Source organism: Propionivibrio soli (assembly GCF_025770765.1).
Taxonomy (GTDB): domain Bacteria; phylum Pseudomonadota; class Gammaproteobacteria; order Burkholderiales; family Rhodocyclaceae; genus Propionivibrio; species Propionivibrio soli.
The window spans coordinates 286,432-312,379 of record NZ_JANZKY010000002.1; the positions used below are offsets into that span (position 1 = coordinate 286,432).

Genomic DNA, 25,948 nt, shown 5'->3' on the forward strand with positions numbered 1-25,948 from the left:
CCGTACCCTTTTTCCATCCACCGTACCTGTCGGCAATCCCTCAATTTCCAGCCAGCTTGCCGGGGACGCCACCGATCGACCCGGCACCCATCGTGATCACCACGTCGCCGTCACGCGCAACGCCAAGAACGGCTTCCGGCATACCTGCAATGTCCTCGACAAACACGGGTTCCACTTTCCCCGCGACACGTAGCGCGCGCGCCAGCGTCCGTCCATCGGCCGCAACAATGGGCGTCTCACCGGCCGCGTAGACTTCCGCAAGCACCAGCGCGTCGACCGAACTCAAGACGGAAACGAAGTCCTCGAAACAGTCGCGTGTACGCGTATAGCGATGAGGCTGGAATGCGAGCAGCAACCGTCGTCCCGGGAAAGCACCGCGTGCGGCCGCGATGGTGGCGCGCATTTCAGCCGGGTGATGGCCGTAGTCGTCGATCAGCGTGAAATGCCCGCCACCCGGAACGGCGACTTCACCGTAGCGCTGGAATCGGCGGCCAACGCCCCGGAACTCACCGAGCGCCTTGACGATTGCCTCGTCCGAAATACCGACCTCGCTGGCAACCGCGATAGCCGCCAGCGAGTTGAGCACGTTATGCATACCGGGAAGATTGACGGTCACCGGGAAGCGCGTGACCGCACCGTTGACGCGCACACAGTCGAATGTCATTTGGCCGTCGTGGGCCACCACGTTCTCGGCACGAACGTTGGCCGTCGGCGACAAGCCGTAGCTCACGATCTGTTTCGTCACCTGCGGCATGATGGCCGCAACGTTGGGATCGTCAGCACAGAGAACTGCGACGCCGTAGAACGGCAAGCGCTGGAGGAAGTCGACGAAGGCTTGTTTGAGCCGGCCGAAATCGTGTCCGTAAGTCTCCATATGGTCGGCGTCAATGTTCGTGACTACCGAGACCACCGGCGAGAGAAAGAGAAAGGAGGCGTCCGACTCATCGGCCTCTGCCACGATAAAGTCTCCGGACCCCAAACGCGCGTTTGCTCCGGCCGCATTGAGTCGGCCGCCTATAACGAACGTCGGATCAAGCCCGCCCTCGGCAAGAATTGAGGCGACGAGGCTGGTCGTGGTGGTCTTTCCATGCGTACCGGCGATAGCGATGCCGTGCTTGAGGCGCATCAACTCGGCCAGCATTTGTGCGCGCGGGACGATTGGAAGCTTGCGTTCGCGCGCGGCAATGACTTCCGGGTTGTCTTCCTTGACCGCCGTCGACACGACAACCGCGTCGGCATTTCCTACATTGAGCGCTGCATGCCCGGTCGCGATGCGGATGCCAAGGCCAGCAAGACGACGCGTCGTCGCGTTGTCGGCCAAATCAGAACCGCTCACGCCGAAGCCGAGGTTTGCCAGCACTTCTGCGATACCGCTCATACCGGAGCCGCCGATGCCGACGAAATGGATGTTTTTGACTTTGTGCTTCATCTCAAAACTCGATCTGCGCTCCGAGGCGCAAAGAAAAAGGTTGTATCGGCGACAGCGCGCCTTCTGGCCAGCGGTTGATCGCGCTATCGGCGTTCATCGCGCAAGCTCCTCGCATACCTGGGCCACTTCGGCCACTGCGTCTGGCTTGGCAAGCGCGCGCGCCTTTTCCGCCATCTGCAATAATTGGCCACGGGTGTAGTTGCGGATCAGGCTCACCGACTCCGGCGTCATTTCGTTCTGCGGCAACAGAAACGCACCGCCCGCGGAGACGAGGAACTTGGCATTCGACGTCTGGTGGTCATCCACGGCGTGCGGAAAGGGAACCAAGGTGCTGGCCACCCCAGCGGCTGCGATCTCCGCGACGGTTAAGGCGCCGGCTCGGCACAACACAAGATCGGCCCACTCGTAAGCCCCCGCCATATCGTCGATAAACGCCACGCAATTGGCGCGCACGCCAGCGGCCGCGTAGTTCTCCTTCAGCGTCTCGAGGTGGCGGGCTCCCGCCTGGTGCACTACCCGTGGCCGGATTTCCTCTGGAATGAGACTCAGCCCCTTGGGCACGATGTCGTTGATGGCGGCCGCGCCGAGGCTGCCGCCGAGTACGAGCAGATGCAAGGGCTCATCGCCCTCAGCCTCCCGGTCGCCATAGCGCTCGGCAGGTAATCGCATCTGCGCGATTTCAGGCCGCACCGGGTTGCCGACCCAGCGGCTCTTCGACAACACGTCGGGAAAACCCGCGACAACGCGCGAGGCCACCATGGCGAGCACCCGATTCGCCAAACCGGCGATCGAGTTCTGTTCGTGGACCACCAGCGGCCGCCCGAGCAGAACGGCCATCATTCCCCCCGGAAAAGTGATGTAGCCGCCCATACCAAGCACCACGTCCGGTTGGATATGTCGTATCTCACGCAACGCCTGCCAGAAACCGGCAAGCAGTGCATAAGGGAGCAGCAGCTTGCGCAGCAGGCCCTTGCCGCGGAGCGCACCGAAACGCACCCAGGACATCTCGTAGCCGCGGGATGGAACAAGCTTGGCTTCCATACCATCCGGATTGCCCATCCAGACCACGCGCCAACCACGACTGCGCAACAGGTCGGCCACGGCAAGCCCCGGGAAGACGTGCCCCCCGGTTCCCCCCGCCATGACGAGAAGCGTCTTAGCCACGGTTATTCCCCCATGACTGGCCGGCATCATAGCTTCGCAGCACAGCGCTCACCGCTCTCACAGCTTGGCTCCCCGCATCAATTGCCGGTTCTCCCAATCGACACGCAGGAGAATGGCAAGGGCGACGCAGTTAGCGACAATGCCGGCCCCGCCATAGCTCATCAATGGCAACGTCAGGCCCTTCGTGGGCAAGAGCCCCATGTTGACACCCATGTTGATGAAGCTCTGGATACCGATCCAGATGCCAACCCCTTGAGCAACGAGTGATGGGTACACGCGCTCGAGCGCCACCGCTTGCCGGCCGATCGCGAAGGCACGCTGGATCAGGAGCCCGAAGAGGACGACGACGAGGATCACTCCCGAAAAACCGAGTTCCTCGGCGATCACCGCGAGTAGGAAATCGGTGTGCGCCTCGGGCAGGTAGAAGAGCTTCTCGACGCTCGCGCCGAGACCGACGCCAAACAGCTCGCCCCGACCGAATGCGATCAGCGCATGGGAAAGCTGATAGCCGCGCCCGAACGCGTCCGACCATGGATCCATAAAACCGAAGATGCGGTCGCGCCGGTACGGGGAGACGATAATCAGCACAGCGAATGCGACGACGAGCACAACAATCAGGATCGCGAACAGCCGCGCCCGCATGCCACCGAGGAAGAGGATACCGATCGCGATCGAGGTAATCACAACGAAAGCCCCGAAGTCGGGTTCCTTGAGCAACAGCACACCGACGGCGACCATTGCTCCGGCCATCGGCAGGAAGGCTTTCTTCAGATCGTGCATGTGCGGCATCTTGCGCACCGTGTAATCGGCGGCATAGAGCACAGCGAACAGTTTCATGAGTTCCGACGGCTGCGGGTTCACGAAACCGAGCGTGATCCAGCGACGCGCGCCATTGACCTCGCGGCCGATGCCCGGGATCAGAACAATGGCGAGCAGTACGAAACCAGCGACAAAAAGCCATGGCGCCGCCTTCTGCCACGCCGACAGGGGCACTTGGAATGCAACGGCGGCGGCGACGAGTCCTACAGCGAGGAAGACGCCGTGCCGAACGAGGAAGTAGGCCGGCTGGTTGCCAGTCATGCGCCCACCCTCGGCGATCGCCACCGAAGCGGAATAGACCATGATCAGGCCGATCATGAGCAGGATCAGGCTGCTCCACAGGAGCGCCAAGTCCACTTCGGCAGGCATCCGCCGCGGAGCGTCGATCGCCGGCACCATCAGCGCTTGCTCCTTTGCAGTGACCGCACGGCTTCAACGAACACCTGCGCGCGATGCGCGTAGTTGCGGAACATATCGAAGCTCGCACACGCCGGGGACAGCAGTACGGCGTCGCCCGGTAACGCTTGTGCGGCACACCAGCGGACCGCCGACTCCATGTCGGAGCAGCGCTCCATCGGCGCCCCCCAACCGGTGATGGCCGAGCCGATAATCCCCGCATCGCGGCCGATCAGCGCGACGGCCCGTGCGTACTCGGCCAATGCGGGCTTCAGCGGCGAGAAATCCTGCTCCTTGCCCTCGCCCCCGAGGATAATCGCCACCTTGCGGCCCATGCCTTGCACGGCCGCCAAGGTCGAACCGACGTTCGTTCCTTTCGAGTCGTCGTAATACGAAACGCCATCGATTTCCGCGACGAGTTCAACGCGGTGCGGCAAGCCGGCGAATTCGGCAAGCCCCGGCAACATGGTGCGCGGCATCGCACCAACGGCTTCGCACAGCGCCAGCGCGGCCATGGCGTTGGCCGCGTTGTGCAGACCCACGAGTTTCATGGAGTCAAGCGCGATCAAGCGCTCGGTACCGCGCGTGATCCAGCCGCTCTCGATACCGTAATCACCCATTCCAGGCGCTGCTTGCAAACCGAAGCTCACTAGGCGCCGGCCAGAGCCCGCTCGTGCGGCAAAGCCTGCGTTATAGGCATCGTCCCGATTGATGACCAGCGTCCCATGCCCTTGAAACACGCGTTCCTTGGCCGCCGCGTACTCAGGCATGCCGGCATAGCGGTCGAGGTGGTCTTCGCTGATGTTAAGCACCGTCGCGGCGTCCGCGCTCAGCGTGTACGTCGTTTCGAGTTGAAAACTCGAAAGCTCAAGAACCCAAACGGCCGGAGCCTGAGCTTCGCCGTCGACGACGCTCATCAATGCGTCAAGAACCGACGGCGAGATGTTGCCGCAGGCAATCGCCGGCATTCCCGCGGAGTTGAGCAGATGCGCGGCCAGAGCCGTAGTCGTCGTCTTGCCGTTGCTGCCGGTAATCGCGATGACCTTTGCCTGAGGAGTCAGTACGCGGATCGCCCAAGCAAACAGCTCGACCTCCGAAACCACCGGAACGCCGCGTGCCGCTGCTGCCTGCAGCGCCGGCGTCTGTACCGGCACACCGGGTGAAACGGCGATGAGGTCGACACTTTCGAAACTCGCCTTGACAAACGGTCCGGCCACCAGTTCGGCGTTCGGCACCGCTTTATGCAGCGCGTCGACGTTAGGCGGGCGTTCGCGGCTGTCGACGACACGCACAGCGGCGCCTTGGCGCGCCACCCAGCGTGCCATGGCGAGACCGCTTTCCCCGAGACCGACGACGAGTACGCGCTTTCCTGCGAGTTCCATATCAGCGCAACTTCAAGGTGGAGAGGCCGACCAGCACCAACATGATGGTGATGATCCAGAAGCGGACGACAACCTGGGTTTCCTTCCATCCGCCGAGTTCGTAGTGGTGGTGCAACGGCGCCATGCGGAAGATCCGCTTGCCGCCGGTGAACCGGAAATAGAGCACCTGCGCGGCGACCGACAACGTCTCGGCAACGAACACGCCCCCCATGACGGCGAGAACGATCTCCTGACGGACGATCACCGCAACCGTTCCGAGCGCCGCGCCGAGCGCGAGCGCGCCCACGTCGCCCATAAAGACTTCGGCGGGATAGGCGTTGAACCACAGAAAGCCAAGGCCTGCGCCGGCCATGGCGCCGAGAAAAACGGCCAGTTCTCCGGCACCAGCGATATATGGCAGAAGCAGGTATTTGGAAAACACCGCGCTACCGGCGACGTAGGAAAAGATGGCCAATGCGCCGGCGATCATCACGGTCGGCATGATGGCCAGCCCATCCAACCCGTCCGTCAGGTTGACGGCGTTACTGGTCCCGACGATGACGATGTAAGTCAGGATGATGAAGCCAATCGCACCGAGCGGATACGCCACGGTCTTAAAGAACGGCACAATAAGCTCGAGTTGGGCCGGCACGGTTGCCGAGATGGAGAGATAGACAGCGACCGTCAGGCCGAGCACCGACTGCCAGAAGAATTTCCAGCGGCTGGCGAGGCCCTTGGGATCGCGGTAAACGACCTTACGCCAATCGTCATACCAGCCGATCGCTCCGAAACCGAGGGTGACGATGAGCACGACCCAGACGTAGCGGTTAGTGAGGTCGCCCCAAAGCAGGGTGGTGATGCCGATGGCGATCAGGATCAGCGCGCCACCCATCGTCGGTGTTCCCGATTTGACGAGGTGCGTCTGCGGTCCTTCCGTGCGCACGGCCTGCCCGATCTTCTTCTCCGCCAGCCAGCGGATCACGCGTGGGCCAGCCATGAACGAAATGATCAGCGCCGTCATCGCGGCAAGCACCGTACGCAACGTGATGTAGTTGAAAACGTTGAAACCGCGTATGTCCTGCGCCAACCATTGTGCGAGCGTCAATAACATTATTTTTCTCCCCCCGCCGCCGGCGCGGCGAGAGCATCAGCGACACGCTCCATGCGCATGAAGCGCGATCCTTTGACGAGGACCGTCGTTTCCGCGGCGAGCTCGGCCGTTGCCGCTTCAATGAGTTCTTCGATCTTCTTGAAGTGCCGCCCACCGGCGCCAAAGTTATGCGCCGCCAGCGCGCTGGATTCCCCGAAGGCGAGCAGCATGTCGATACCCTGGCTCTTGGCGTATCCGCCAATTTCATCGTGAAACTGGCCCGTCATGTCACCGATCTCGCCCATATCGCCGAGGACCAGAATCTTCCTGCCCACAGTAGCCGCCAGCACGTCGATGCCTGCACGCACCGAGTCGGGATTAGCGTTATACGTGTCGTCGAGCACCATCGAGCCATTGAGGCCGACGCGCCGTTGCAGGCGCCCCTTGACGCCGCGGAAGGCGGCAAGCCCTTCGCGCACGTTGTCGAGCGAAGCGCCCGCGGCAAGCGCCGCGGTAGCTGAGCCGAGCGCATTGCGCGCGTTATGAGCCCCCGGCAATGCCAATGAAACTTCGATCTCCTTGCCCTGCCGGATGATCGTCAGGCGGTTATCGAGGCCGTGAGAGCGATAGCGTCCATTGACTTCCGCGGGCCGCTCGAAGGCGAACGACATCACCCGGCGATTGACGCTTTGCACGCGCCAAAGCGCGGCCCATTGATCGTCGGCATTGAAGACCGCCACCCCCTGCTCGTCGAGGCATTTGAAAACACTGCCCTTCTCGGAAGCAATTGTTTCGATCGTTCCCATCCCGGCCAGGTGCGCGCGTTGCGCGTTGGTCACCAGGGCAACGGTCGGCCGGGCAATGCGCGCGAGGTAGGCGATCTCGCCCGGGTGGTTCATTCCCATCTCGATAATCGCCGCGTGGTGCGCGGTGTCGAGTTGCATCAACGTCAAAGGTAAACCGATGTCGTTGTTGAGATTGCCCTGGGTCGCAAGGATGGTGTCGCCGAACGCCGCCTTCATGATGCTGGCGATCATCTCCTTACTGGTGGTTTTGCCGTTGCTGCCGGTAACGGCGATGATCGGGATGGAGAAGCGCTGCCGCCACAAAGCGGCCAGAGAACCGAGTGCCAATCGCGTGTCGTCAACCACGAGCAATGGCAATCCAAGGCCCGCGAGACGGCTGGCGGCCGCTGTATCTACAACGGCCGCTGCGGCACCGCGCGTCTTCGCCACGTCAACGAATTCGTGCCCGTCGAACGTTTCTCCGCGCAGCGCGAAGAAGAGCTCGCTGGGGGCGATTTTTCGACTGTCAGTCGATACGCCGACGAACTCCACGGCGGCCGGTGAATTGCTGATCAACCGCCCTGCCAGGCCCGAGGCTGCTTCCTGCAATGTCATTCTTATGGTCATTGTGCCCCCTCTCTACGGGCGGCTAGGGCAGCGGCGGCTTCTGTCAAGTCTGAGAATGGCCGTCGTACGCCGGATATTTCTTGATAGGGTTCGTGCCCTTTGCCTGCGAGCAGAACCACGTCGAGCGGGTGCGCCGAAATGATCGTGCGTCGTATGGCAACGGCCCGATCCGCTTCGACCTCGGCCGTCGGCGCGGCTTGGCGAATTTCGTCGATGATCGCCTGCGGCTGCTCGCTACGCGGGTTGTCGCTAGTGAGGACTACGGTGTCTGCCAGGCGAGTAGCGATTTCGCCCATCAAGGGACGTTTCCCATGATCGCGATCGCCTCCGCAACCGAAAGCAACGACCAGCCGTCCGCCTCGCACCGCCGCCACGGGGCGCAGCGCCTTGAGCGCGCTCTCCAAGGCATCCGGCGTGTGCGCGTAATCAACGACCACCAGCGGCTCTCCATCGCCCCCGATCTTTTCCAAACGCCCCGGGGGTGACGACAGAGCGGCAAAGCGGTCGGCGATTTGCGACGCACTCAGCCCGGCGTCGACCAATACGGCGGCGACCGCAAGCAGGTTGGACACGTTGTAACGGCCGAGCAATCCCGTCTCGACAATCGCACGGCCATTCGGCGTCGAAAGCCCGAACCGCAATCCGTTTACCGTCTCCTGAACGTTCTCCGCACACACCGCGCCGGTATGCTCAACCGGATCGTCGGAAATCGTATAAGGCAAAACACGCGTGGCCGTCGTCCGTTGCATGAGTTCGCGACCGAACGGATCATCCAGATTGATGACGGCAAGGCGAAGCCGAGGCCACGTAAACAGGCGCTCCTTGGCGCGCGCGTAGTCCTCCATCGAGCCGTGGTAATCGAGGTGGTCTCGCGTGAGGTTGGTAAAGACGGCGGTATCGATACGCGCCCCGTCCAGACGCCCCTCTTCGATGCCGATCGACGACGCCTCAAGCGCGCATGCCTGTGCGCCCGCTGCAGCGAATTCGGAAAGATAACGGGTAAGCGTCGTCGCCTCGGGTGTTGTGAGCCCGGTTGCTGTCATGCCGTCCGGAAAACCGGCGCCGAGCGTTCCGACCACCGCACACGGCCGCGGATGCGTGCGCCCGGTCCATTGAGTAATGGTCGTTTTTCCGTTGGTCCCCGTCACGGCGATCAGCGACAAGCGCTCGCTCGGCCGGCCAAACACGGTGTGAGCGAGCGGTCCGCAGAGTTGCCGAAGACCGTTTGTCGACACGTTGGCGACCTGCCATTCCGGATTCCACGCAAAGTCGCCACCCGGCTCCCAAAGTACGGCACAGGCTCCACGGGTGAGTGCATCCGGAATATAACGACGACCGTCGGCCAAGTCTCCAGGATAAGCAATGAACAAGTCGCCGCGCCTTACCTGGCGGCTGTCGTCAGCGACCCCCGCCGGCTGGACGCCGCGCAGCGCGAACTCCTGCAAAATGGCCGAAACGGTGGAATCAACAGACACGGGGCGCAAACTCACAGCGCCTCCCTTTCAGCCCGAGCGACTGTCAAGTTCTTGGGCGTAGGGAACGGCGTATCGGGTGGTATGCCCAGCGTGCGCAACGCACCGCCCATCAGGCTGGCGAACGTGGGACCGGCAACGTCGCCGCCGTAGTGCTGCAGGCCGCCCGGCTCGTCGATCATGATCGCAACGACCAAGCGCGGATCCGACGCTGGTGCAAAGCCAACGAAGGAAGCGACATACTTCTTCGCGTACTGCCCACCCTCCAACTTATAGGCCGTTCCCGTCTTGCCAGCGACGCGATAGCCGGGAATCTGGGCGCGCGGGGCCGTACCTCCCGGCTGCACCGCCATTTCGAGCATGGCTCGCATCTCGCGGGCCGTCTGCTGACTGAACACCGGCGTGGATGGCGGAGTGGCGTCAACGCGGGTCAGCGACAGAGGAATCAGGTCGCCTTCGCGGGCGAACACGGTATAAGCGCGGGCGAGTTGGAGCAGCGACACGGATATCCCGTGCCCGTACGACATCGTGGCTTGCTCGATCGGCCGCCAACTCTTCCAAGGCCTTACCCGGCCGCCAACTTCGCCGGGAAATCCGAGCCGTGATATTTGGCCGAAACCCACCGCATCGAACATTTCCCACATCTGTTGCGGCGTAAGCGTGGCGGCGATTTTCGCAGCCCCGACGTTGGAGGACTTTTGGATGACCTGCGCGACGGTGAGCGGCCCATGTGGGTGGGCATCCGAAATTGTCGCCGTCCCGATGGTGAGGCGCCCCGGCGCGCAGTCGATGATCGAGTCAAAGCGAACCTTGCCGTCTTCGAGCGCCAGGGCGACCGAGAACGGCTTGAGCGTCGAGCCGGGTTCAAACGTGTCGGTCACTGCCCGGTTTCGCAGTTGCGCTCCAGACAACCGTTCGCGGTTGTTCGGGTTGTACGTCGGCCAGTTGGCGAGAGCCAGGATTTCGCCGGTCTTCACATCAATGACGACCGCGCCGCCTGCCTTAGCCTTGTTGTCGGCAACTGCCTGCTTCAGATGCGTATAGGCGAGGTACTGAATCTTCGAATCAAGCGCCAGACGAATGTCCTTGCCGTCCTGCGGCGGTTTGATAGATCCCACGTCCTCGACGATCTGGCCGCGGCGATCCTTGATCACGCTGCGGCTCCCGGGGTGTCCAAGCAACTGGCTCTGAAAAGCGAGTTCCACGCCTTCCAGTCCCTTGTCGTCGACTCCGGTGAAGCCGACCATGTGCGCCGTCATCTCGCCCGCCGGATAGTAGCGGCGGTATTCGCGGTCCTGACCGATACCGGGCAGTTTGAGCGCCGCCACCTTGTCACCGATTTCCGGAGGCAACTGCCGCTGCAGGAAAACGAAGGACTTGTCGCTGGCCAAGCGCCGCGCCAGTTCCTTAGCGTCCATTTCAAGCAGAGCGGCGAGCTGCTTGGTCTGTTCGGGTGTTAGCCGCGCCTCCGCGGGAATTGCCCAAACCGATTTCATCGGAGTCGAAATCGCCAGCACATCGCCGTGCCGATCCGCGATTCGTCCGCGCGACGCGGAAATCTCAAGATCCCGGCGATAACGCGACTCGCCCTTTTCCTGGAGGAATTCGTTGTGCAAGACCTGCAGGTAGAACGAACGCCCGATCAGAATGGCGAAGCCGCCGAGGATCAACATGCCGATCATGCGCGACCGCCAGGCGGGCAAGCGCAACTTCAAAAGCGGGCTCTCGGCGAATTTGTGCGCGCGCGCTCCCTTGAAATTGATCATTGGGTCACTCCCGCCGCCGGAATCGTCAGCGTCTTGCCCGGTTCCGGCGTACGCATCTTGAGTTTCTCGCGCGCGATTTTCTCGATGCGCGGCGAAGTCGCCCACGTCGACAACTCGAGTTGCAATTGCCCGTACTCGACATCGAGTTGGCGCGCCCGTTCCTGCTCATGCTCCAACGCCTGGAACAAACGACGTGCTTTGTGCTGCGACGTAACAACGCCCAGCGCGCAAACGACAACGGCGATAAGGAGCAGAAGGTTGAAGCGGACCATTTCAGGCACGCCCCCCGCCGACTCTTTCGGCGACACGCATGACAGCGCTGCGCGCCCGTGGATTGGCAACGATCTCCTCGGGCGTCGCCTTGACCGGCTTGCCAACCAGCCGCAGTTTTGGCGTCGGTAGATCAACGGAACGCAGAGGAAGATTCTTCGGCAGCGTGTCAGGCGACGCCGCCTCGCGCATATAGCGCTTGACGATGCGATCTTCCAGCGAATGAAAACTGATGACCACGAGCCTTCCGCCGTCAGTCAGTGCGTCGGTTGCCTGCGGAAGAACTAGCGCAAGTTGCTCGAGTTCTTGATTGACGTGAATCCGTAAAGCCTGAAACGTACGCGTCGCCGGATCCTGGCCGGGCTCGCGGGTCCGCACGGCCTCGCGTACGAGCGCGGCGAGCTGCCCCGTGGTTGCAAGAGGCCGCTCGCCCCGAGCAGCCACAATCTTCTTTGCAATCTGGAAAGCAAACCGTTCTTCGCCATAGTTTTTTATTACCTCCGTTATTTCCTTCACCTCGGCGCGTGCCAGAAACTCGGCGGCCGTTTCTCCCTGCGTGGTGTCCATCCGCATGTCGAGCGGCGCATCGAATCGGAAGCTGAAACCGCGCTCGCCCTTGTCGAGCTGCGGCGACGAGACCCCGATATCGAGCAGCACGCCGTTCACGGCAGCCAGGCCAAGTTCGCGCAGAACGTGCGCCAACTGACCGAAGTTGGCGTGAACGACTTTCAGCCGCTTATCGTCGATGGCGCGTGCCGCCGCCAGGGCTTCCGGATCGCGATCAAGGGCGACGAGGCGCCCGTCCCGACCTAACGCACTCAAAACGGCGCGCGCGTGGCCACCGCGGCCAAAAGTGCCGTCGACGTAGATGCCGGAGGGATTGATTCGCAACGCCTCGACCGCCTCCTTCAGCAGCACCGTGCGGTGCGGCAAAAGAGCGGTCACAGCGCCAGGTCCTCAAGGTCGGGCGGCAGCGCTTGATCGCCCATGGCGAAGAAGATTTCCTGCTGTTTCTGCCAGCCGATGTCGGACCAGATTTCAAAGTGGCTTCCCTGCCCGACGAGCCAAACCTGCTTATCGAGTTGAGCGAATTGGCGCAACTCCGGGGCGACGAGCAAACGCCCGGCCGAATCCATTGCCTCGTCCCTGGCGTTACCAACAAGCAGCCGCTTGATCGCGGCCGACTGGGGATTGAGGCTGGACGCCGCGAGCACCTTGTCTCGAATCGGTTCCCAGGCCGGTGCCGGATAGAGCAGAAGGCAGCGATGGGGATGCGCGGTAAGCACCAACTGGCCATCCGACGCGGCGACGAGCGCCTCCCGGTGGCGAGCCGGAATGGCCAGCCGACCTTTGACGTCGAGACTCAACGCTGCCGCACCTTGGAACATCGAACCGCACCCTCTCCTGCTGGCGAACTGGAAATCCCCGATTTCCCACTTTTCGCCACTAACTCCCACTTTAAGGCAAAGAATCGGCTAACGCAAGCGGTTTTCGTGATGTTTTTTCAATCGCAACAAAGACTTACCGTCGCTTTTGCATGCAGAAGCGTAAGAAATTTTTCCTTAATAAACAAGAAGGAAAAAACACAACTTAAAGTGGTTTGTGATCAGAGAAGAGTGGCGACCGCGAAATAGACACGGAAAGAGAAGCACGACATGCCGAAGGGGTACCGTTAGACCTTGAAAACCGCAATTTGAGCCGGGTCAACGGAGGAAAGCGCACCCTTCTCGCTCCAGGGAATCCACGGAATGAAGGGGGAAGTCGGCCGATAAGCCGGGTTCTGTCGAGGGCAACCATTCCTCTAGGCGCACCGTTACCGGTGCACTCAAGCAGCCTACCCGGAAGCAGCGCGAGCCACGCCTATGCTTCCCTATTTGGCCTTGCTTCGGATGGGGTTTACCGTGCCGTCCGTGTTACCACGTCCGCGGTGAGCTCTTACCTCGCCGTTTCACCCTTGCCTGAGCCGGCGGAGCCGGTTTCCCTGCCCCACATGAAGAACTTCTTGGCCTTGCGGCGACGAAGTCCTTGCGGCCATCGGCGGTCTACTCTCTGTTGCACTTTCCGTCACCTTACGGTGCCCGGCCGTTAGCCGGCATCCTGCTCTGCGAAGCCCGGACTTTCCTCTCGGCTTGGGCTTGCGCCCTTGCCCAGCGATTGCCTGGCCGACTTCCCGGCCTGGATTATACGGGCGATTGCACGGGCTCAGTTGGTCGGCGCCGGATTCGGCGCCTCAGACGGGGCTGCCGCTCGGTTGAAAACGAGTTTGCCATCGGTCATCTCGAACGTCCCCATCAAGCGACCGAGACCACCCTCCGGAACACCTTCCAGCGGGGCGAAGCCTTCGCAGGTTCTCGTTTCGACGACGAACATTCGCCCTGCCTGACGGAGAATCCACGCGTTGTTGCCGGGAGAGAACACTTCAACCTTGGCCCTAGCATCAACCTCCGACATCGCATGACGTCGCATGCAATCAGGCATCCGCGCCGCCACCACCGAGAATTTGGCCGTCTTGTCCCATGGCCAGGAAACGACTCGGATCAGGCTGAGCGCATGCGCGCTGCCCTGGATCTCGAATGTCGCTCGCTCGTCGGAACATCCCACCAGAAATGGCAGAGCAAACAATGGCAAGAAACGCTTCAGCAACACGGCACCCCCTCGGCCTATCGGACCATTCTCAGTCGACCTGTTTCCAGTGTAGCCGTTCACCGGCACGCAAGGGCACAAGCCCCTCCCCTCCGGCATAAGGAAGCTCTTCCGGTACAGTCCACTCCTCTTGCTGCAACGTCACTTTCGCGGCGTTCCGCGGCAGACCGTAGAAGTCCGGGCCGTTGAAACTGGCAAACGCCTCCAGTTTGTCCAGGGCTTGAGCCGCTGCGAACGCCTCGGCATAGAGTTCAAGGGCCGCATGAGCCGTATAGCAGCCGGCGCAACCGCAGGCAGCTTCCTTAGTGTGTCGGGCATGCGGTGCAGAATCGGTTCCAAGAAAGAACTTTCCGCTATCCGACGTGGCCGCCCGCACCAGTGCCAGCCTGTGCGTTTCGCGCTTGAGCACCGGCAGACAGTAATAGTGCGGGCGCACACCGCCGACGAGCAGGGCGTTACGGTTATAGAGCAAATGATGCGCGGTGATCGTCGCCGCTATATTCGCCCCTGACTCGGCAACAAACTCCACGGCATCGCGAGTTGTAACGTGTTCAAACACCACACGTAATCCGGGATAGCGGTTCAGCAGCGGACGCAACACGCGTTCGATGAAAACGGACTCGCGATCAAAGATATCGATTCCGGGATCGGTGACTTCACCGTGTACGAGCAGTGGTAATCCGCATTTTTCCATCTCCGCAAGCGCCAGGGCGCAGCGCGCGAGATCGGTGACCCCGGCGGTGGAGTTCGTCGTCGCTCCAGCCGGGTAGAGTTTTACGGCTTTCACGAAACCGCTATCGGCCGCCCGCCGAATCTCGTCCGCCGTAGTCACGTCCGTCAAATACAGGGTCATGAGGGGCTCGAACGAAGCATCGGGCGGTAATGCCGCGAGAATTCTGGCGCGATAAGCAGCCGCCAAGGCGACTGTCGTCACGGGCGGCCGCAGGTTCGGCATAACGATCGCGCGAGCGAACTGGCGCGCGCTATGCGGCAGCACAGCGGCCAAGGCTTCTCCATCACGCAGATGCAGATGCCAATCATCGGGACGGGTAATGGTCAGGCGCATAAATCACCACCGGGTCAGGAATGCGGAATTCTAAAGCAAAGCTCACATTCCCGAGCCGAACGAACAGTTCGTCGGCATTGAAAACCCTGCTCAAATGGCCGTGTTATTCCACTTCTCCCGACGAACGCCGTCGCTTACAAATGAACACACCAAGGAAAACGGACGAGCCCCTCCGCGTTCAGCGTTCGCCAAGCAGATTTAGGCGGTGCATACGGCCACCGCCCACATTCCGGGACATGGCTAGAACACTCTTAGGGGGCGGCGTTTGCTATGACCATAGTCATGTCGGGGGTTTTTACAACAACCCATTGATAGAAAGTCACCGAGACCCTCCAACCCCTGGCCATACAACCGATTCAGGCGAGTGGCTCGATTTTCGCTTACCACCGCAATGGAGGAACTGGCCTTCGTAAATTGGAGAAAATCAATGAAACAGAACAGGACAGAACAGAGGGGACAATCCGCAAAAAGCTTGCGTAAAATAATCGGCGGAGTCGCCACCGCGCTATGCCTCGGACTTGCGGGCTCGGCCAACGCGATGCTCAGCCCTTCAATCACCAACACGGGCGGCGCCGAGTATGACACGGCCGGCGTCTACTTCTTTGGCGATATCACGTTTACCGGCTCGGTCAACGATGCGGGCGGCTACGATCAAGCATTGTTCCGCATTTGGGACGATGGCGTGAAGAAATTCGAGAAACTGCTCCAGGTACTCGTCGGCACCACGATGACCTTCCATGTCGAAACGCAATACCCAGGACTGATCGGCAGCAGCGCACCCGGTCTGGGACTGGACCTTTACGACATGCCATCCGGCCAGAACGTTCTGAGCATCGATCCGTTCTATCTCCCCCACTACGCAGATCCGAGCCAATGCCAAGTCAATTGCGGCCCGCAAGGCGTTCCTGAGCCAGGAAGCCTGCTGCTAACGGCGCTTGGTCTGGGCGCTCTTGGACTACGTCGTCGGACGAAGGCAGATTAAGCTACCCTGATGCTGTCGGGGCGCGACACCGAATAAGCGCCTCGGTATCTCTAGTCCCGACGAAAAGCGCGCGATCTACGCGCGCTTTTTCTTTCCGATCGTTTCGTCACACCAACGCTACTCCCGTAGGGCCTAAAACGTATGAAGCCCTGCACTTGCCGCTCGTTTTCTCGACCACACCACGTGGCGCGGCGAAAGCGCAGCCCCGTCGTTTATTCCGTCCGTTTCTTCAGTTCCAGCGCAGCCTCGTACATCGCGTTCTTTCCTGCCCCGGTGATCGCATGCGCAAGCTTCGCCGCCTGCTTGACCGGCAGGCCTTCGTCAAGCAACAGCCCAAGAACACGCAGGCCGTCATCATCGTCATCGTTGGGGCCAGGCCCGGAGACGAGAAGAACGAATTCCCCTCGTTGCCGGTTCGGATCATCTTCCAGCCATCGCACAGCGTCCTTCAAAGAAACGCTGTGAATCGTCTCGAAGAGTTTTGTCAGTTCCCGTGCAAGCACGACAGTACGGTCGCCGCCGAGCACTGTCGCCAGGGCGGCGACAGTTTCCAGGATGCGATGCGGAGCTTCATAAAAGACGAGCGTGTAAGGAAACGCTGCGAGCAACTGAAGCTCCGCCTCGCGCTGCTTGGCTTTGGCAGGCAGAAACCCGTAGAAAAGGAAGTGCGGATCGACGAGGCCCGAGGCAGACAGCGCCGTCACGGCCGCGCAGGCGCCCGGCAGGGGAATGACACGAAAGCCGGCCTCTCGTACACGAGCCACCACGCGGGCGCCGGGATCTGAAACGGCCGGCGTCCCCGCGTCGGATACGAAGGCAACGGATTCTCCAGCATGCAGCCTGTCGATGATCTGATGTGCGGCGGCCTCCTCGTTATGCTGATGCGCTGCCATGAGGCGGGCGGAAACACCGTAGTGCTTGAGCAGCGGGGCCGTATGCCGGGTGTCTTCAGCGGCCACCCAGGGGACCGACCGCAAGACCTCGATGGCACGCAGCGTCATGTCGCCAAGATTCCCGAGCGGAGTGGGCACTACATATAATGTGGCAGATTCGTGTGTCATGGCGAAGACGCAAACAATGGGCAACAAAGATACCACGATGACCAATTCCAACACGGCCAGGTCGGCTACCGCATCGGCCGGCCGACAAGCGGAAGAACAAGCCGCGCGATTCCTCGCTCAACGAGGATTGAAGATCCTCGCCCGCAATGTGCATTGCCGGGGTGGCGAGTTGGACATTGTCTGCCAGGAAGGCAAGACAATTGTCTTCGTCGAGGTTCGCCTGCGCCGCAACGTATCTTTTGGTGGCGCCGCGGCGAGCATTACTCAAACCAAGCAGCGTAGAGTGGTCCTCGCCGCGCAACATTTTCTCGTCACACAAGGAAAGACGAACGCCGACTGCCGTTTCGATTGCGTTTTGCTCGACGGAGAAACCATTGACTGGGTGCGCGATGCCTTTGCTGCGGATTAGTTTCTTTTTCGTTTGGCTCTTCGCTGCCTCGCTGGCCGCTCCCGTGTACGGCGAATCGGTCAAGCTGCTAGTACAAAGCTCACCGCTCGCCGGCAGTCAATACTATGCTTTGGAACAGCTCCAACAGGAAATCAAGGTTGGGGACAGGCTGGTACTGGTGCGGGAACCGGGCAACCGTCACGATCGCCATGCCGTGCGGGTCGACTGGAATGGGCACAAACTCGGCTACGTACCGCGCGTCGAGAATCGTGCCGTAGCAGCTGCGCTCGATGCTGGCGAAAGATTGGATGCCCGGGTTTCGCAGCTCCGGGAAGGCCCAGATCCTTGGCGCCGCCTCGAGTTTGAAATCTATCTGATTCTCTAATGATAGACTTAGGCCCGTTCAAAGCTCCCCATACTCCAATCATGGATCTGATTTCCCGTATCGGACAGCACTTCACGGACAGCGCTCAAACCAAGCTCGCGGCTATTGAGATGCTCGCCGCTCCGATTGCGCAAGCCGCCGAATTGATGGTTGCCTGCCTAGTCGGCAACGGCAAGATTCTTGCATGTGGCAATGGAGGATCCGCCGCCGACGCGCAGCATTTTGCCGCCGAACTGGTCGGCCGCTTCGAAATGGAACGCCAGGGGCTGGCCGCCATTGCGCTGACCACCGATAGCTCGATCATGACCGCCGTGTCGAACGACTACGGCTACAAGCTCGTTTTCGACAAACAGGTGCGCGCCCTCGGGCAGCCGGGCGATGTCCTGCTCGCCATCTCGACATCGGGCAATTCGGAAAACGTCGTCGAAGCGGTTCACGCGGCGCATGACAACGATCTACGGGTTGTCGCGTTAACCGGGAAAGGTGGCGGCGAGATCGGCGAACTTCTGCTCGACACCGACATCCACATCTGCGTGCCGTCGGACCGCACGGCACGCATCCAGGAGGTTCATGCGCTTACCGTGCATTGCCTCTGCGACGGCATCGACTGCCTGCTACTCGGAGTTGAAGAATGAAAAAACAACTGATCGCCACGCTTATCGTCGGCGCCACCATTATTCCCGCCCTTCAGGGGTGTTTCCCGGTCGTTGCGGCGGGTGTAACAACAGGGGTTCTGGCCACCTTCGACCGGCGCACGCTCGGCGTGCAAACCGATGACGAAACCATCGAATGGAAGGCTGCTTCCCGCGCCAGTGAGAAATTCGGAGACAAGGCCCATCTCAATTTCACGAGTTTCAATCGGAGAGTCCTCATCACTGGCGAAGTCCCGACCGAACAAGCGAAAGCGGACGTAGAAAGCCTCACCGGCACCATTCCAAACGTGCAGCACGTGATGAACGAAGCGACGGTCGGCCCGGTTTCATCGTTCTCCAACCGGAGCAACGACTCGTTCATTACATCGAAGATCAAGAGCCGTTCGGTCGATACCGGAAGATTCAACCCGGTGCACGTCAAAGTAGTGACCGAGGCCGGCGTAGCTTACCTGCTGGGCTTGGTCACGCAGGCTGAAGCCGATGCGGCAATCAACGTTGCACGGACGACCTCGGGCGTAAGGAAAGTGGTTAACCTGTTCGAGATCATCAGCCCGGCCGCTGCACGCGAACTCGACGTTGCGCAATCCAAGAATTCCGGCAACAAGACGCAGCCACCGCCCGTTGAAGCGCGCTAGCGAGAACACCTACCGCTAGTAGTAGGCGAAAGAAAGCGGTCCCGCCGCCGTACCCTGCCCAACGGCAGATGCGCGGCGTGAGTCCGTCTGGCGGGAGACAACGAAGCGGATTTCAGAGGCGGTTGTGGGCTCAGTTCACGCGTTCCGATCGCGAGGTCCGTCGCGGCAACTCAATGGCCGCGCAAAGCCCGCCTTCCGTACGGTTGGTCAGCCGAATATCACCGCCGTGGGCTCGAATCAAGTTGCGCGCAATGGTGAGGCCGAGCCCGCTCCCGCCGGTTTCCCGATTGCGGGAGGTCTCCGCACGAAAGAACGGGTCGAACACTTTTTCCAGCAAGTCCTGCGCAATCCCCGGCCCTTCGTCGAGAACGCGAATCACGAGGCGTTCTGCTGAATCTTCAATCTCGATCCGAGCGCTCCCACCGAACTTCAGCGCATTGTCGACGAGGTTTTGCGTTGCGCGAGTGAGCGCTCTCAGAGCACCCCGATAAGGCTGCTGAGCCGTTCCCGACAGTGTGCAGTCCCCTCCGGCATCTGTCGCGTCGTCGACCATTCCTTCGAGCCAGTGATTGACTTCGATCGCACTGTGCGGCTCAGAGGGATGAGCACTGCGCGCATAATCCAGCCCTTCTCTCACAAGACCGGCCATGAGATCGACATCGGCCACCATACGCTCGCGATGCGAGTCGCACTCGATCGCTTCTGCCCGCAAGCGGAGTCGGGTCAACGGCGTTTGAAGGTCATGTGAAATAGCCGCCAGGATCTGCGTGCGCTCGTCGAGTTGACGCAGAATGCGCTCGCGCATCCCGTTGAATACGGCGGCCGCACGTTTGAGTTCTATGAGCCCGGTTTCCGGCAGCGGCGGCGAGGCAATGTTACGACCGAAACGTTCGAGGGCGTCGAGCATGATCGTGATTCGCCGCATCGTGAGACGTACCGCCCACCACACAAAGGGAGTCACGGCGACGAGGACGGCGAGTAGGTAGAGTGCGAGCGTGCCGCCGCTCGGTCGGGCAAACGGGTCGACCAGATGCAAAACCATCGTTTGCTGTACGTCCAGCGGGAGCAGGATCTGCACGTACGTTTCATCGAGGTCGCGGCACATCGACCACGTCATGCAATAAAGCGGCAATAGAAGCCGCTGAAGTTTCGACGCGTTGGCCGTCACTTCGGCAGCCTGAGGATGCAGGAAAACGGGCTTTACGTCGGCGGGAAGGTGCTGCTCGAGCAATCTCAGGAGGCCGGCGACACGTCGATCTTCTTCGAAGCCAACGGTCGCCCCTGGAGCGGATTTCCGGTCCAGAAGGGAGAAAGTGTAATAGCCGCGGTCCAACCGGGGCAGCCATGCGATTCGCTCCTCAGGCGGCAAGGAACGCATGAACTCGAACACGAAGGCCACGTCAGCCCCCATGAACCGCTCCATCTGCAGGCGGCTTTCATTGCCGCGAAAAGCAAGAAAGGCCCCGAAGCTGCCAACCTGAACGACCACCAAGCCGATGGCCAGGATGGCAAAGACACGTGCGGATAACGACTGGAACATGGCTACCCCTCGTAGCGCACGGTCTGCGCGAAGACGTAGCCCTCGTTGCGTACCGTGCGAATGTACTGGGGATCGCGCGCGTCGTCGGCGAGACGCCGGCGAAGGCGGCTAACGCGCAAATCGATCGATCGGTCAAATACATCCGACTCTCTGCGAACCAGTTGTGCCAGCAACTGGTCGCGGCTGAGAACGCGTTGCGGATGATCGAGGAATAGCCGAAGCAATGCATACTCCGCGCTGCCGAGGGGCGTCACGACGTTGTCGGCATCAACGAGATTGCGCTGAGCCAAGTCGAGGCGCCATGCGCCGAAATGCGCGACGCGTGCCGGCGCCTCCACCATAGCGCCCGGTGGGAGCATGCGCGTGCGCCTAAGCACCGCGCGGACCCGTGCCACGAGTTCCCGGGGGACAAACGGCTTGGTGAGGTAATCGTCAGCCCCCAGCTCGAGCCCGATGATGCGGTCCACGTCATCCGAGCGCGCCGTCAGCATGAGTACCGGGACGGCATCCCGACGTCGCGTTCTCAAATCCCTGAACAGAGTCAATCCGTCTTCGCCGGGCAGCATGAGGTCAAGCACGATGAGATCCACTGGAACCCCCTCGGCCAGCGTCTCGCGCATCTGCTTTCCGTCGCGGGCGAGCGATACGCGGAAACCATTGCGTTCGAGATAGTCGCCAACCAGTTCCCGGATGCCGCGGTCGTCGTCCACCACAAGAATGTGGTCGAGCCGTTCCTCCATCTGTTCGCAAGCCTCCCAATCGTCTTGGCGGCGGGCATGCCACGCACCTTCTTGGGCAGCATTACACGCGTTTCGCACAGGGTTGCCAAGCGGGAGCGCCGCGCGATTTGTATCCCAATGTATCGAGCTCGTCGACGACAAGAAACGATACAAGTCCCACGCGCATCGACAAATGAGCGATACATCGACGGCTTCAAATGCTAACTAACGCCGGTGGCATTTCGAAAACGCGATCTCTTTCCATCAGCTCTGCGCTGAAGGGCACCGGCCAAACGCTCCACAGGAGACAGACAATGGTTTCAGCCACAGCAACACCCGCCGCGCAGTTACGCGGTATTCATAAACACTACCGACTCGGAGAGGTGGATGTCCCGGCGTTATGCGGAATCGATCTCGATCTTCCCCGCGGCGTGTTCTCGGTCATCGGCGGCCCGTCGGGGAGCGGCAAAAGCACGTTGCTCAACCTGCTTGGTTGCATCGACGCGCCCGATGCAGGCAGCGTAGACGTCGATGGCCAAGCCGTGGCCGCGCTGGGCGACACGCAGCGGACACGTTTCCGGGCCCGCCATGTCGGTTTCGTGTTCCAGAATTTCAATCTGATCCCCGTACTCACGGCGATCGAAAACGTCGAATATCCTTTACGTCTGCTCGAGGACAACGCGCCCCGTCGGCGCGATATGGCGCGCTCGGCCTTGATCGAGGTAGGACTGGAAGGCCTGGAGGACCGGCTCCCCTCCGCGCTCTCCGGTGGGCAGCGTCAACGCGTCGCGGTCGCTCGGGCGCTGGCCAAACGGCCCGCGCTCGTCCTTGCCGATGAGCCGACAGCCAACCTCGATCAGGCCACCGGCCGCGGGCTGATCGACCTGATGCGGCGCATTCAGAGCGCGACGGGCGCCACGTTCGTTTTCTCTTCACACGATCCGCAGTTAATCGCGGAAGCCGATTTGCGCGTCCATCTCGTCGACGGGAGGGTAACGGCCATCGATACGCGGGGAGGAAACGCATGAACTCCCTCAATCTTGCGTGGCGCAACATTCTGCGTAATCGTCGGCGTTCGCTGCTCACCCTTGCGGCGATCGGGGTCGGCAGTTTCGCGATCATCCTCTTCGGAGGGCAAGTCGTCTCGACGATCCGCGGCCTCTACACGGAGACGATCCGTGCGGCCGGACACCTGCAAATCCAGCAGAAAGGCCACCTCGAATTCGGGCGGGCGAATCCCGGCCGTTTTGCGATTTACAACTATGAGGCCCTTGTCGATCAGCTCCGCAATGACGAGTACCTGGCACCTCGCCTGGCCGTCGTCACTCCGATCCTCCATGTACAAGGGGTGGCCGGGAACTTTGATGCCGGCATGTCCAGCGCCTTCTCGGGACAAGGCGTCGTTCCCGCCGATCAGAAAACGATGCTGGCCTGGGACGGCCTTCGCCTGGGGCAGGCGCCGACCGCATCGCCTCTCCTCCCCGACGACCCGAACGGCGGCGTTATCGGGCGCGGATTGGCGCAACTTCTCGGGCTGTGCCCTGCGCTGGCTCTCACCGATTGCGCCCAAATGCCTCCGGAAACGATTGCCGACGCAGCGCCCTTGCCCACCGATGTCGCCGCGCTGGCCGAAAAAACCGCGTCGCCAACGGCGCCTGAAAAACACAACGGCCGGGTAGGCATCGAACTGCTTGCCGCTTCGCCCAGCGGTGCCCCCAATGTCGTGCGCATGGATGTGCTGGCCGCGGAAAGGCAAGGTGTGCGCGAACTCGACAATGTACTCATCGGGCTGCCACTGCCGCTGGCACAGAAAATGGTATTCGGCGCCGCTACGCCGGCCGTTTCATCGATCGTCGTTCAACTCAAGCACGCCGGCGACCTGGAACCCGCCCGTACCCGTATTCAAGAGATCGTTGCACGCAACGGAGCCCCTCTCGAAGTGCTCGACTTCCACGTCATCAACCCGACGTTCGACCAGATCATCGGCATGTTCGGCGCCATCTTCCGCTTCATCGCCCTGCTCATGAGTATCGTCGCCTTGTTCTCGGTCGCCAACGCCGTAAATATGGCAGTCAGCGAGCGTGTGGGAGAGATCGGCACGTTACGCGCGCTCGGTTTTGAGCGACGCCACATTCGAGCCATTTTCGTTACCGAGGGAGCCCTGCTTGGGCTGGTCGGCTCGATCGCCGGTTCTCTCGCAGCCGTCGCGCTCGCCACCTGGATAAACCGCGTCGGGGTAACGTGGACGCCACCGGGAAGAACCGCCCCCGTCGCGCTTGGGGTCGACGTTTTTGGTGACTCCCGCCTGCTTTTGCTCACGGTTGCCGTTACGATCGGTCTGGCCTGTGTGTCCGCATGGCTTCCATCCCGGCGCGCGGCCCGCATGGAAATCGTGGAGGCGCTGCGCCATGCGTGATATACCTTTTGCCACAGTCTTCCGGCGCGCTTTCGTATTGGTTTCCTGCACGCTGTTTGCCGGCTTTGCTTACGGAGCCGACGACCTGCCGCCGCGCTCTCCGAATCCCGCACGCAAAGGGGAAGCGCAGGCGCTGATCGCCGCCACCGACGCCGTACGAAATCCCGAGGGGAGCTTTGCGGTCGACGTATTGCTCAATGAATACCGCAATGGCCGGCTCAATGCGTCGTCGTCCCTGATCGTCTATTCCCGCCCCAACCCGAATTCCGGTCAATACCGGAATCTGGTGCGCTTCGCCGCACCCGCCCGAGACGCCGGAAAGTTGATGTTACGCAACGGCGTCGACCTCTGGTTCTACGATCCGGCAAACCGCGCCAGTGTCCGCATCTCGCCACAACAAAGGCTACTCGGGCAGGCGTCGAACGGCGATGTCATGACCACGAATCTCTCGCGCGACTTCGACGCGGAGTGGATGGGAGAAGAAACAATCAGCGACGGCGAGAAGCGGGAGCGGCACTCCGTGGTTCTGAGGTTGCGCGCGACCCGAGACGACGTCGCCTATCCGCTCGTCGATTATTGGGTCGACCCGGTAAACAAGCAGCCGATCAAGGCGGCCTATTACACGGATCAAGGGCGGCTGCTGAAAACCGCGTGGTTCCGGCGCTTCGAAGAAGAACTGGGTACCGTGCGCCCGACCGAAACAATCATTGTGGACGGACTCAACAACCAGTGGGTCACGATCATGCGCAATTCAAACTATCGCTACCGCGACGTACCGGAAGCATGGCTGCAGCGCGACTACCTTGCCCGCTTCACGGGGGATTAGGCCGTGTATCGCGCGCCACGACTCTGGGGCGGACGTCGTTTTCTGGGCGGCGTGGCAACCTTGGCCTCACTCGCGGCGTATCAACTCAGTGGCACAGCGGTGGCGGCGGCGATCAACCCCCTCGATCTCTCGATTGAACCGGTGCCATCGTCGCCAGTACCTGCAGAAACAAGGAGTAGCGACCAGACAAGCCTTGAGGCCTGGCTACAGGGATATACCTGGCGCAACGCGGACCGTTCTGCCTCGGAACCCGCGCCGGATCGCCAGGCACGCGTCGCGCTCGACTACCGGCGCGACTGGCGGCTTTCATCGCAGTGGCGCGCCAGCGTTTCAGACCGTCTCGAAAGCGCGCGCGGGCTGAACGATTCATGGCGCGAGACGCACCACATGCTGCGCGAGGCGTATCTCACCTGGAATAACGACAGTGGCGGCAAGAACGACACGAGTGACGGCGCAGCGGGCGGACGTACCGAATTGTTCGTCGACGTTGGCCGCATCAACCAGCGTCTAGGCGTAGCCACCGGCTATAACCCCACCGATTATTTTCGTGGGGGGGCTGTCGTCAGCACGACTTCACAGAACCCGGCGACGCTTCGGCAGAACCGCCTCGGTACCGTGGCAACCCGCGCGCAATGGGTGACCGCAGGCCAATCTTTATCGTTTTCCTGGGTCCCGCGCCTTTCCCATCGCGACACCCCGGACGATGGCGACTTCGCGCTTGGACTGGAACGGACGAATCGCGAAGAAGCGTTTTTGTTCCGCTGGTCGCCGCGGGTGGATGAGAGGTTCTCGCTCGACGTCCCGCTGCTCATGCGCGGTTCGCGACTTGAGACCGGAACCAACGCCACGCTCCTTGTCGGCGACGCTTTGGTTTTCGCTTTCGAAGCGAGTGTAGCCAAACGCGAAAGCCTGCCGGAAGTCAGGCAAGCCATGGCTGGACTGTCGAGTGGCGAACAGCGTTACACCCGCGCGGCGTTCGGCGCGACGTGGACCGCCGAATCAGGAATCTCGCTCACTCTAGAGCGGCATCACGCTGGAGACGCGTTGTCGCGCGACGCCTGGGCCTCCTGGCGGAGTACATTACGGGGACCGGAAAGAAGTGCCGCGGCCGCGCATCTGGGTGAGCTCATGGCGGGAGTGGGTTACCGCCGCGATCTGCTGGTACGCGACATGTGGTTTGCGCGCGTCGCGTGGGATGACGCCTTCCAGAAAAAAGGGCTCGACTTGAGCGTCTTCACTCGCGTCAACGCCTATGACCACAGTCGTTCCTGGCAGGCCGAGGGAACCTGGAACGACGTCCGCGACTGGTCGCTACGCCTGATCGTCGGTGGCAACGAAGGCAGCCAGCTGAGCGAGTATGGAAGCAGCCGGCAGCGCCGTTACGGTGCCGTGTCGCTGATCTTCTACTGGTAACTGAAAGGGTCGCGCCCCGCCCCCGGGAACCCGACCCTTTTC

Annotated in this window: 25 protein-coding genes and 1 other RNA gene; 9 read left to right on the forward strand and 17 right to left on the reverse strand. The window is 61.5% G+C overall.

Translation table 11 applies throughout. The features are described from left to right. Positions 1 to 40: 40 nt before the first annotated feature. From murC to pyrC, 14 genes are all read right to left on the reverse strand, one after another. Positions 41 to 1,429, reverse strand: a complete 1,389-nt coding sequence (murC, locus tag NZ453_RS03350) for a UDP-N-acetylmuramate--L-alanine ligase (RefSeq protein WP_263768912.1) — start codon at positions 1,427 to 1,429, stop codon at positions 41 to 43. A gap of 93 nt (positions 1,430 to 1,522) precedes the next feature. Further along, positions 1,523 to 2,593, reverse strand: coding sequence for an undecaprenyldiphospho-muramoylpentapeptide beta-N-acetylglucosaminyltransferase (gene murG / locus NZ453_RS03355; protein WP_263768913.1), 1,071 nt, complete (start codon positions 2,591 to 2,593; stop codon positions 1,523 to 1,525). Between the two features lie 57 nt (positions 2,594 to 2,650). Then, positions 2,651 to 3,811 (reverse strand): putative lipid II flippase FtsW, encoded by a 1,161-nt coding sequence (gene ftsW / locus NZ453_RS03360; RefSeq protein ID WP_263768914.1) that lies wholly within the window; start codon positions 3,809 to 3,811, stop codon positions 2,651 to 2,653. After that, a complete protein-coding gene (murD, locus tag NZ453_RS03365) occupies positions 3,811 to 5,190 on the reverse strand; it encodes a UDP-N-acetylmuramoyl-L-alanine--D-glutamate ligase (protein WP_263768915.1) in 1,380 nt (459 codons plus the stop codon). The genes ftsW and murD overlap by 1 nt, the downstream gene beginning before the upstream one ends. 1 nt (position 5,191) lies before the next feature. Continuing rightward, complete coding sequence (mraY, locus tag NZ453_RS03370) at positions 5,192 to 6,280, reverse strand: phospho-N-acetylmuramoyl-pentapeptide-transferase (protein WP_263768916.1); 1,089 nt, start codon at positions 6,278 to 6,280, stop codon at positions 5,192 to 5,194. Continuing rightward, positions 6,280 to 7,671 (reverse strand): UDP-N-acetylmuramoyl-tripeptide--D-alanyl-D-alanine ligase, encoded by a 1,392-nt coding sequence (locus NZ453_RS03375; protein WP_263768917.1) that lies wholly within the window; start codon positions 7,669 to 7,671, stop codon positions 6,280 to 6,282. Before NZ453_RS03375 ends, mraY begins: the two co-directional genes overlap by 1 nt. Next, on the reverse strand, positions 7,668 to 9,161 hold the full coding sequence (locus NZ453_RS03380; protein ID WP_338051139.1) for a UDP-N-acetylmuramoyl-L-alanyl-D-glutamate--2,6-diaminopimelate ligase: 1,494 nt from the start codon (positions 9,159 to 9,161) through the stop codon (positions 7,668 to 7,670). The genes NZ453_RS03375 and NZ453_RS03380 overlap by 4 nt, the downstream gene beginning before the upstream one ends. Beyond that, on the reverse strand, positions 9,158 to 10,909 hold the full coding sequence (locus tag NZ453_RS03385; RefSeq protein ID WP_263768918.1) for a peptidoglycan D,D-transpeptidase FtsI family protein: 1,752 nt from the start codon (positions 10,907 to 10,909) through the stop codon (positions 9,158 to 9,160). The genes NZ453_RS03380 and NZ453_RS03385 overlap by 4 nt, the downstream gene beginning before the upstream one ends. Next, on the reverse strand, positions 10,906 to 11,181 hold the full coding sequence (ftsL, locus tag NZ453_RS03390; RefSeq protein WP_263769022.1) for a cell division protein FtsL: 276 nt from the start codon (positions 11,179 to 11,181) through the stop codon (positions 10,906 to 10,908). The genes NZ453_RS03385 and ftsL overlap by 4 nt, the downstream gene beginning before the upstream one ends. Before the next feature lies 1 nt (position 11,182). Further along, a complete protein-coding gene (gene rsmH, locus NZ453_RS03395; protein WP_263768920.1) occupies positions 11,183 to 12,124 on the reverse strand; it encodes a 16S rRNA (cytosine(1402)-N(4))-methyltransferase RsmH in 942 nt (313 codons plus the stop codon). After that, positions 12,121 to 12,567, reverse strand: a complete 447-nt coding sequence (gene mraZ / locus NZ453_RS03400; protein ID WP_263768921.1) for a division/cell wall cluster transcriptional repressor MraZ — start codon at positions 12,565 to 12,567, stop codon at positions 12,121 to 12,123. The genes rsmH and mraZ overlap by 4 nt, the downstream gene beginning before the upstream one ends. A gap of 365 nt (positions 12,568 to 12,932) precedes the next feature. Next, an RNA gene (gene rnpB / locus NZ453_RS03405) (RNase P RNA component class A) lies at positions 12,933 to 13,349 on the reverse strand. Positions 13,350 to 13,381: 32 nt separating this feature from the next. Further along, a complete protein-coding gene (locus tag NZ453_RS03410; protein ID WP_263768922.1) occupies positions 13,382 to 13,825 on the reverse strand; it encodes a hypothetical protein in 444 nt (147 codons plus the stop codon). Between the two features lie 28 nt (positions 13,826 to 13,853). Then, positions 13,854 to 14,888 (reverse strand): dihydroorotase, encoded by a 1,035-nt coding sequence (gene pyrC, locus NZ453_RS03415; protein WP_263768923.1) that lies wholly within the window; start codon positions 14,886 to 14,888, stop codon positions 13,854 to 13,856. A 472-nt stretch (positions 14,889 to 15,360) separates the two neighbouring features. Here pyrC and NZ453_RS03420 point away from each other — a divergent pair, with 472 nt between their 5' ends. Beyond that, positions 15,361 to 15,870 (forward strand): PEP-CTERM sorting domain-containing protein, encoded by a 510-nt coding sequence (locus NZ453_RS03420; protein ID WP_263768925.1) that lies wholly within the window; start codon positions 15,361 to 15,363, stop codon positions 15,868 to 15,870. Between the two features lie 212 nt (positions 15,871 to 16,082). Here the strand turns inward: NZ453_RS03420 and rsmI are convergent, their stop codons facing one another. Next, positions 16,083 to 16,931, reverse strand: coding sequence for a 16S rRNA (cytidine(1402)-2'-O)-methyltransferase (gene rsmI, locus NZ453_RS03425; RefSeq protein WP_263768933.1), 849 nt, complete (start codon positions 16,929 to 16,931; stop codon positions 16,083 to 16,085). A gap of 37 nt (positions 16,932 to 16,968) precedes the next feature. Here rsmI and NZ453_RS03430 point away from each other — a divergent pair, with 37 nt between their 5' ends. From NZ453_RS03430 to NZ453_RS03445, 4 genes are read left to right on the forward strand one after another with little or no spacing between them, the layout of a single operon-like run. Then, positions 16,969 to 17,340 carry a YraN family protein gene (locus tag NZ453_RS03430; RefSeq protein ID WP_263768934.1) on the forward strand — a complete coding sequence of 124 codons (372 nt, stop codon included), beginning with the start codon at positions 16,969 to 16,971 and terminating at the stop codon, positions 17,338 to 17,340. After that, positions 17,321 to 17,704 carry an HIRAN domain-containing protein gene (locus NZ453_RS03435; protein WP_263768936.1) on the forward strand — a complete coding sequence of 128 codons (384 nt, stop codon included), beginning with the start codon at positions 17,321 to 17,323 and terminating at the stop codon, positions 17,702 to 17,704. Before NZ453_RS03430 ends, NZ453_RS03435 begins: the two co-directional genes overlap by 20 nt. Positions 17,705 to 17,745: 41 nt before the next feature. Then, positions 17,746 to 18,339: a phosphoheptose isomerase gene (locus NZ453_RS03440; RefSeq protein WP_263768938.1), complete on the forward strand. Its 594-nt coding sequence runs from the start codon at positions 17,746 to 17,748 to the stop codon at positions 18,337 to 18,339. Further along, the gene (locus NZ453_RS03445; RefSeq protein ID WP_263768939.1) at positions 18,336 to 18,992 is read left to right on the forward strand and encodes a BON domain-containing protein; all 657 of its coding nucleotides are present in this window, start codon (positions 18,336 to 18,338) and stop codon (positions 18,990 to 18,992) included. Before NZ453_RS03440 ends, NZ453_RS03445 begins: the two co-directional genes overlap by 4 nt. A 130-nt stretch (positions 18,993 to 19,122) precedes the next feature. Here NZ453_RS03445 and NZ453_RS03450 read toward each other — a convergent pair whose 3' ends face one another. Beyond that, a complete protein-coding gene (locus tag NZ453_RS03450) occupies positions 19,123 to 20,532 on the reverse strand; it encodes an ATP-binding protein (protein WP_263768940.1) in 1,410 nt (469 codons plus the stop codon). Between the two features lie 2 nt (positions 20,533 to 20,534). Beyond that, positions 20,535 to 21,272, reverse strand: a complete 738-nt coding sequence (locus tag NZ453_RS03455; protein WP_263768941.1) for a response regulator — start codon at positions 21,270 to 21,272, stop codon at positions 20,535 to 20,537. Between the two features lie 293 nt (positions 21,273 to 21,565). On the opposite strand from NZ453_RS03455, the gene NZ453_RS03460 reads away from it, so the two are divergent. The 4 genes from NZ453_RS03460 to NZ453_RS03475 are packed head-to-tail and all read left to right on the forward strand — an operon-like array spanning position 21,566 to position 25,906. Beyond that, the gene (locus NZ453_RS03460) at positions 21,566 to 22,279 is read left to right on the forward strand and encodes an ABC transporter ATP-binding protein (RefSeq protein WP_263768942.1); all 714 of its coding nucleotides are present in this window, start codon (positions 21,566 to 21,568) and stop codon (positions 22,277 to 22,279) included. Next, complete coding sequence (locus tag NZ453_RS03465) at positions 22,276 to 23,667, forward strand: ABC transporter permease (protein WP_263768943.1); 1,392 nt, start codon at positions 22,276 to 22,278, stop codon at positions 23,665 to 23,667. Before NZ453_RS03460 ends, NZ453_RS03465 begins: the two co-directional genes overlap by 4 nt. Then, complete coding sequence (locus NZ453_RS03470; RefSeq protein ID WP_263768944.1) at positions 23,660 to 24,493, forward strand: outer membrane lipoprotein-sorting protein; 834 nt, start codon at positions 23,660 to 23,662, stop codon at positions 24,491 to 24,493. Before NZ453_RS03465 ends, NZ453_RS03470 begins: the two co-directional genes overlap by 8 nt. Before the next feature lie 3 nt (positions 24,494 to 24,496). After that, positions 24,497 to 25,906, forward strand: coding sequence for a hypothetical protein (locus tag NZ453_RS03475; protein WP_263768945.1), 1,410 nt, complete (start codon positions 24,497 to 24,499; stop codon positions 25,904 to 25,906). Positions 25,907 to 25,948 lie beyond the last annotated feature (42 nt).

Coding starts and splice junctions, on each gene's coding strand:
- murC (WP_263768912.1), bottom strand. CDS start 1,429: ATGAAGCACAAAGTCAAAAACATCCATTTCGTCGGCATCGGCGGCTCC.
- ftsW (WP_263768914.1), bottom strand. CDS start 3,811: ATGGTGCCGGCGATCGACGCTCCGCGGCGGATGCCTGCCGAAGTGGAC.
- murD (WP_263768915.1), bottom strand. CDS start 5,190: ATGGAACTCGCAGGAAAGCGCGTACTCGTCGTCGGTCTCGGGGAAAGC.
- mraY (WP_263768916.1), bottom strand. CDS start 6,280: ATGTTATTGACGCTCGCACAATGGTTGGCGCAGGACATACGCGGTTTC.
- NZ453_RS03375 (WP_263768917.1), bottom strand. CDS start 7,671: ATGACCATAAGAATGACATTGCAGGAAGCAGCCTCGGGCCTGGCAGGG.
- NZ453_RS03385 (WP_263768918.1), bottom strand. CDS start 10,909: ATGATCAATTTCAAGGGAGCGCGCGCGCACAAATTCGCCGAGAGCCCG.
- ftsL (WP_263769022.1), bottom strand. CDS start 11,181: ATGGTCCGCTTCAACCTTCTGCTCCTTATCGCCGTTGTCGTTTGCGCG.
- mraZ (WP_263768921.1), bottom strand. CDS start 12,567: ATGTTCCAAGGTGCGGCAGCGTTGAGTCTCGACGTCAAAGGTCGGCTG.
- pyrC (WP_263768923.1), bottom strand. CDS start 14,888: ATGCGCCTGACCATTACCCGTCCCGATGATTGGCATCTGCATCTGCGT.
- rsmI (WP_263768933.1), bottom strand. CDS start 16,931: ATGACACACGAATCTGCCACATTATATGTAGTGCCCACTCCGCTCGGG.
- NZ453_RS03430 (WP_263768934.1), top strand. CDS start 16,969: ATGACCAATTCCAACACGGCCAGGTCGGCTACCGCATCGGCCGGCCGA.
- NZ453_RS03435 (WP_263768936.1), top strand. CDS start 17,321: ATGCCTTTGCTGCGGATTAGTTTCTTTTTCGTTTGGCTCTTCGCTGCC.
- NZ453_RS03440 (WP_263768938.1), top strand. CDS start 17,746: ATGGATCTGATTTCCCGTATCGGACAGCACTTCACGGACAGCGCTCAA.
- NZ453_RS03445 (WP_263768939.1), top strand. CDS start 18,336: ATGAAAAAACAACTGATCGCCACGCTTATCGTCGGCGCCACCATTATT.
- NZ453_RS03450 (WP_263768940.1), bottom strand. CDS start 20,532: ATGTTCCAGTCGTTATCCGCACGTGTCTTTGCCATCCTGGCCATCGGC.
- NZ453_RS03455 (WP_263768941.1), bottom strand. CDS start 21,272: ATGGAGGAACGGCTCGACCACATTCTTGTGGTGGACGACGACCGCGGC.
- NZ453_RS03460 (WP_263768942.1), top strand. CDS start 21,566: ATGGTTTCAGCCACAGCAACACCCGCCGCGCAGTTACGCGGTATTCAT.
- NZ453_RS03465 (WP_263768943.1), top strand. CDS start 22,276: ATGAACTCCCTCAATCTTGCGTGGCGCAACATTCTGCGTAATCGTCGG.
- NZ453_RS03470 (WP_263768944.1), top strand. CDS start 23,660: ATGCGTGATATACCTTTTGCCACAGTCTTCCGGCGCGCTTTCGTATTG.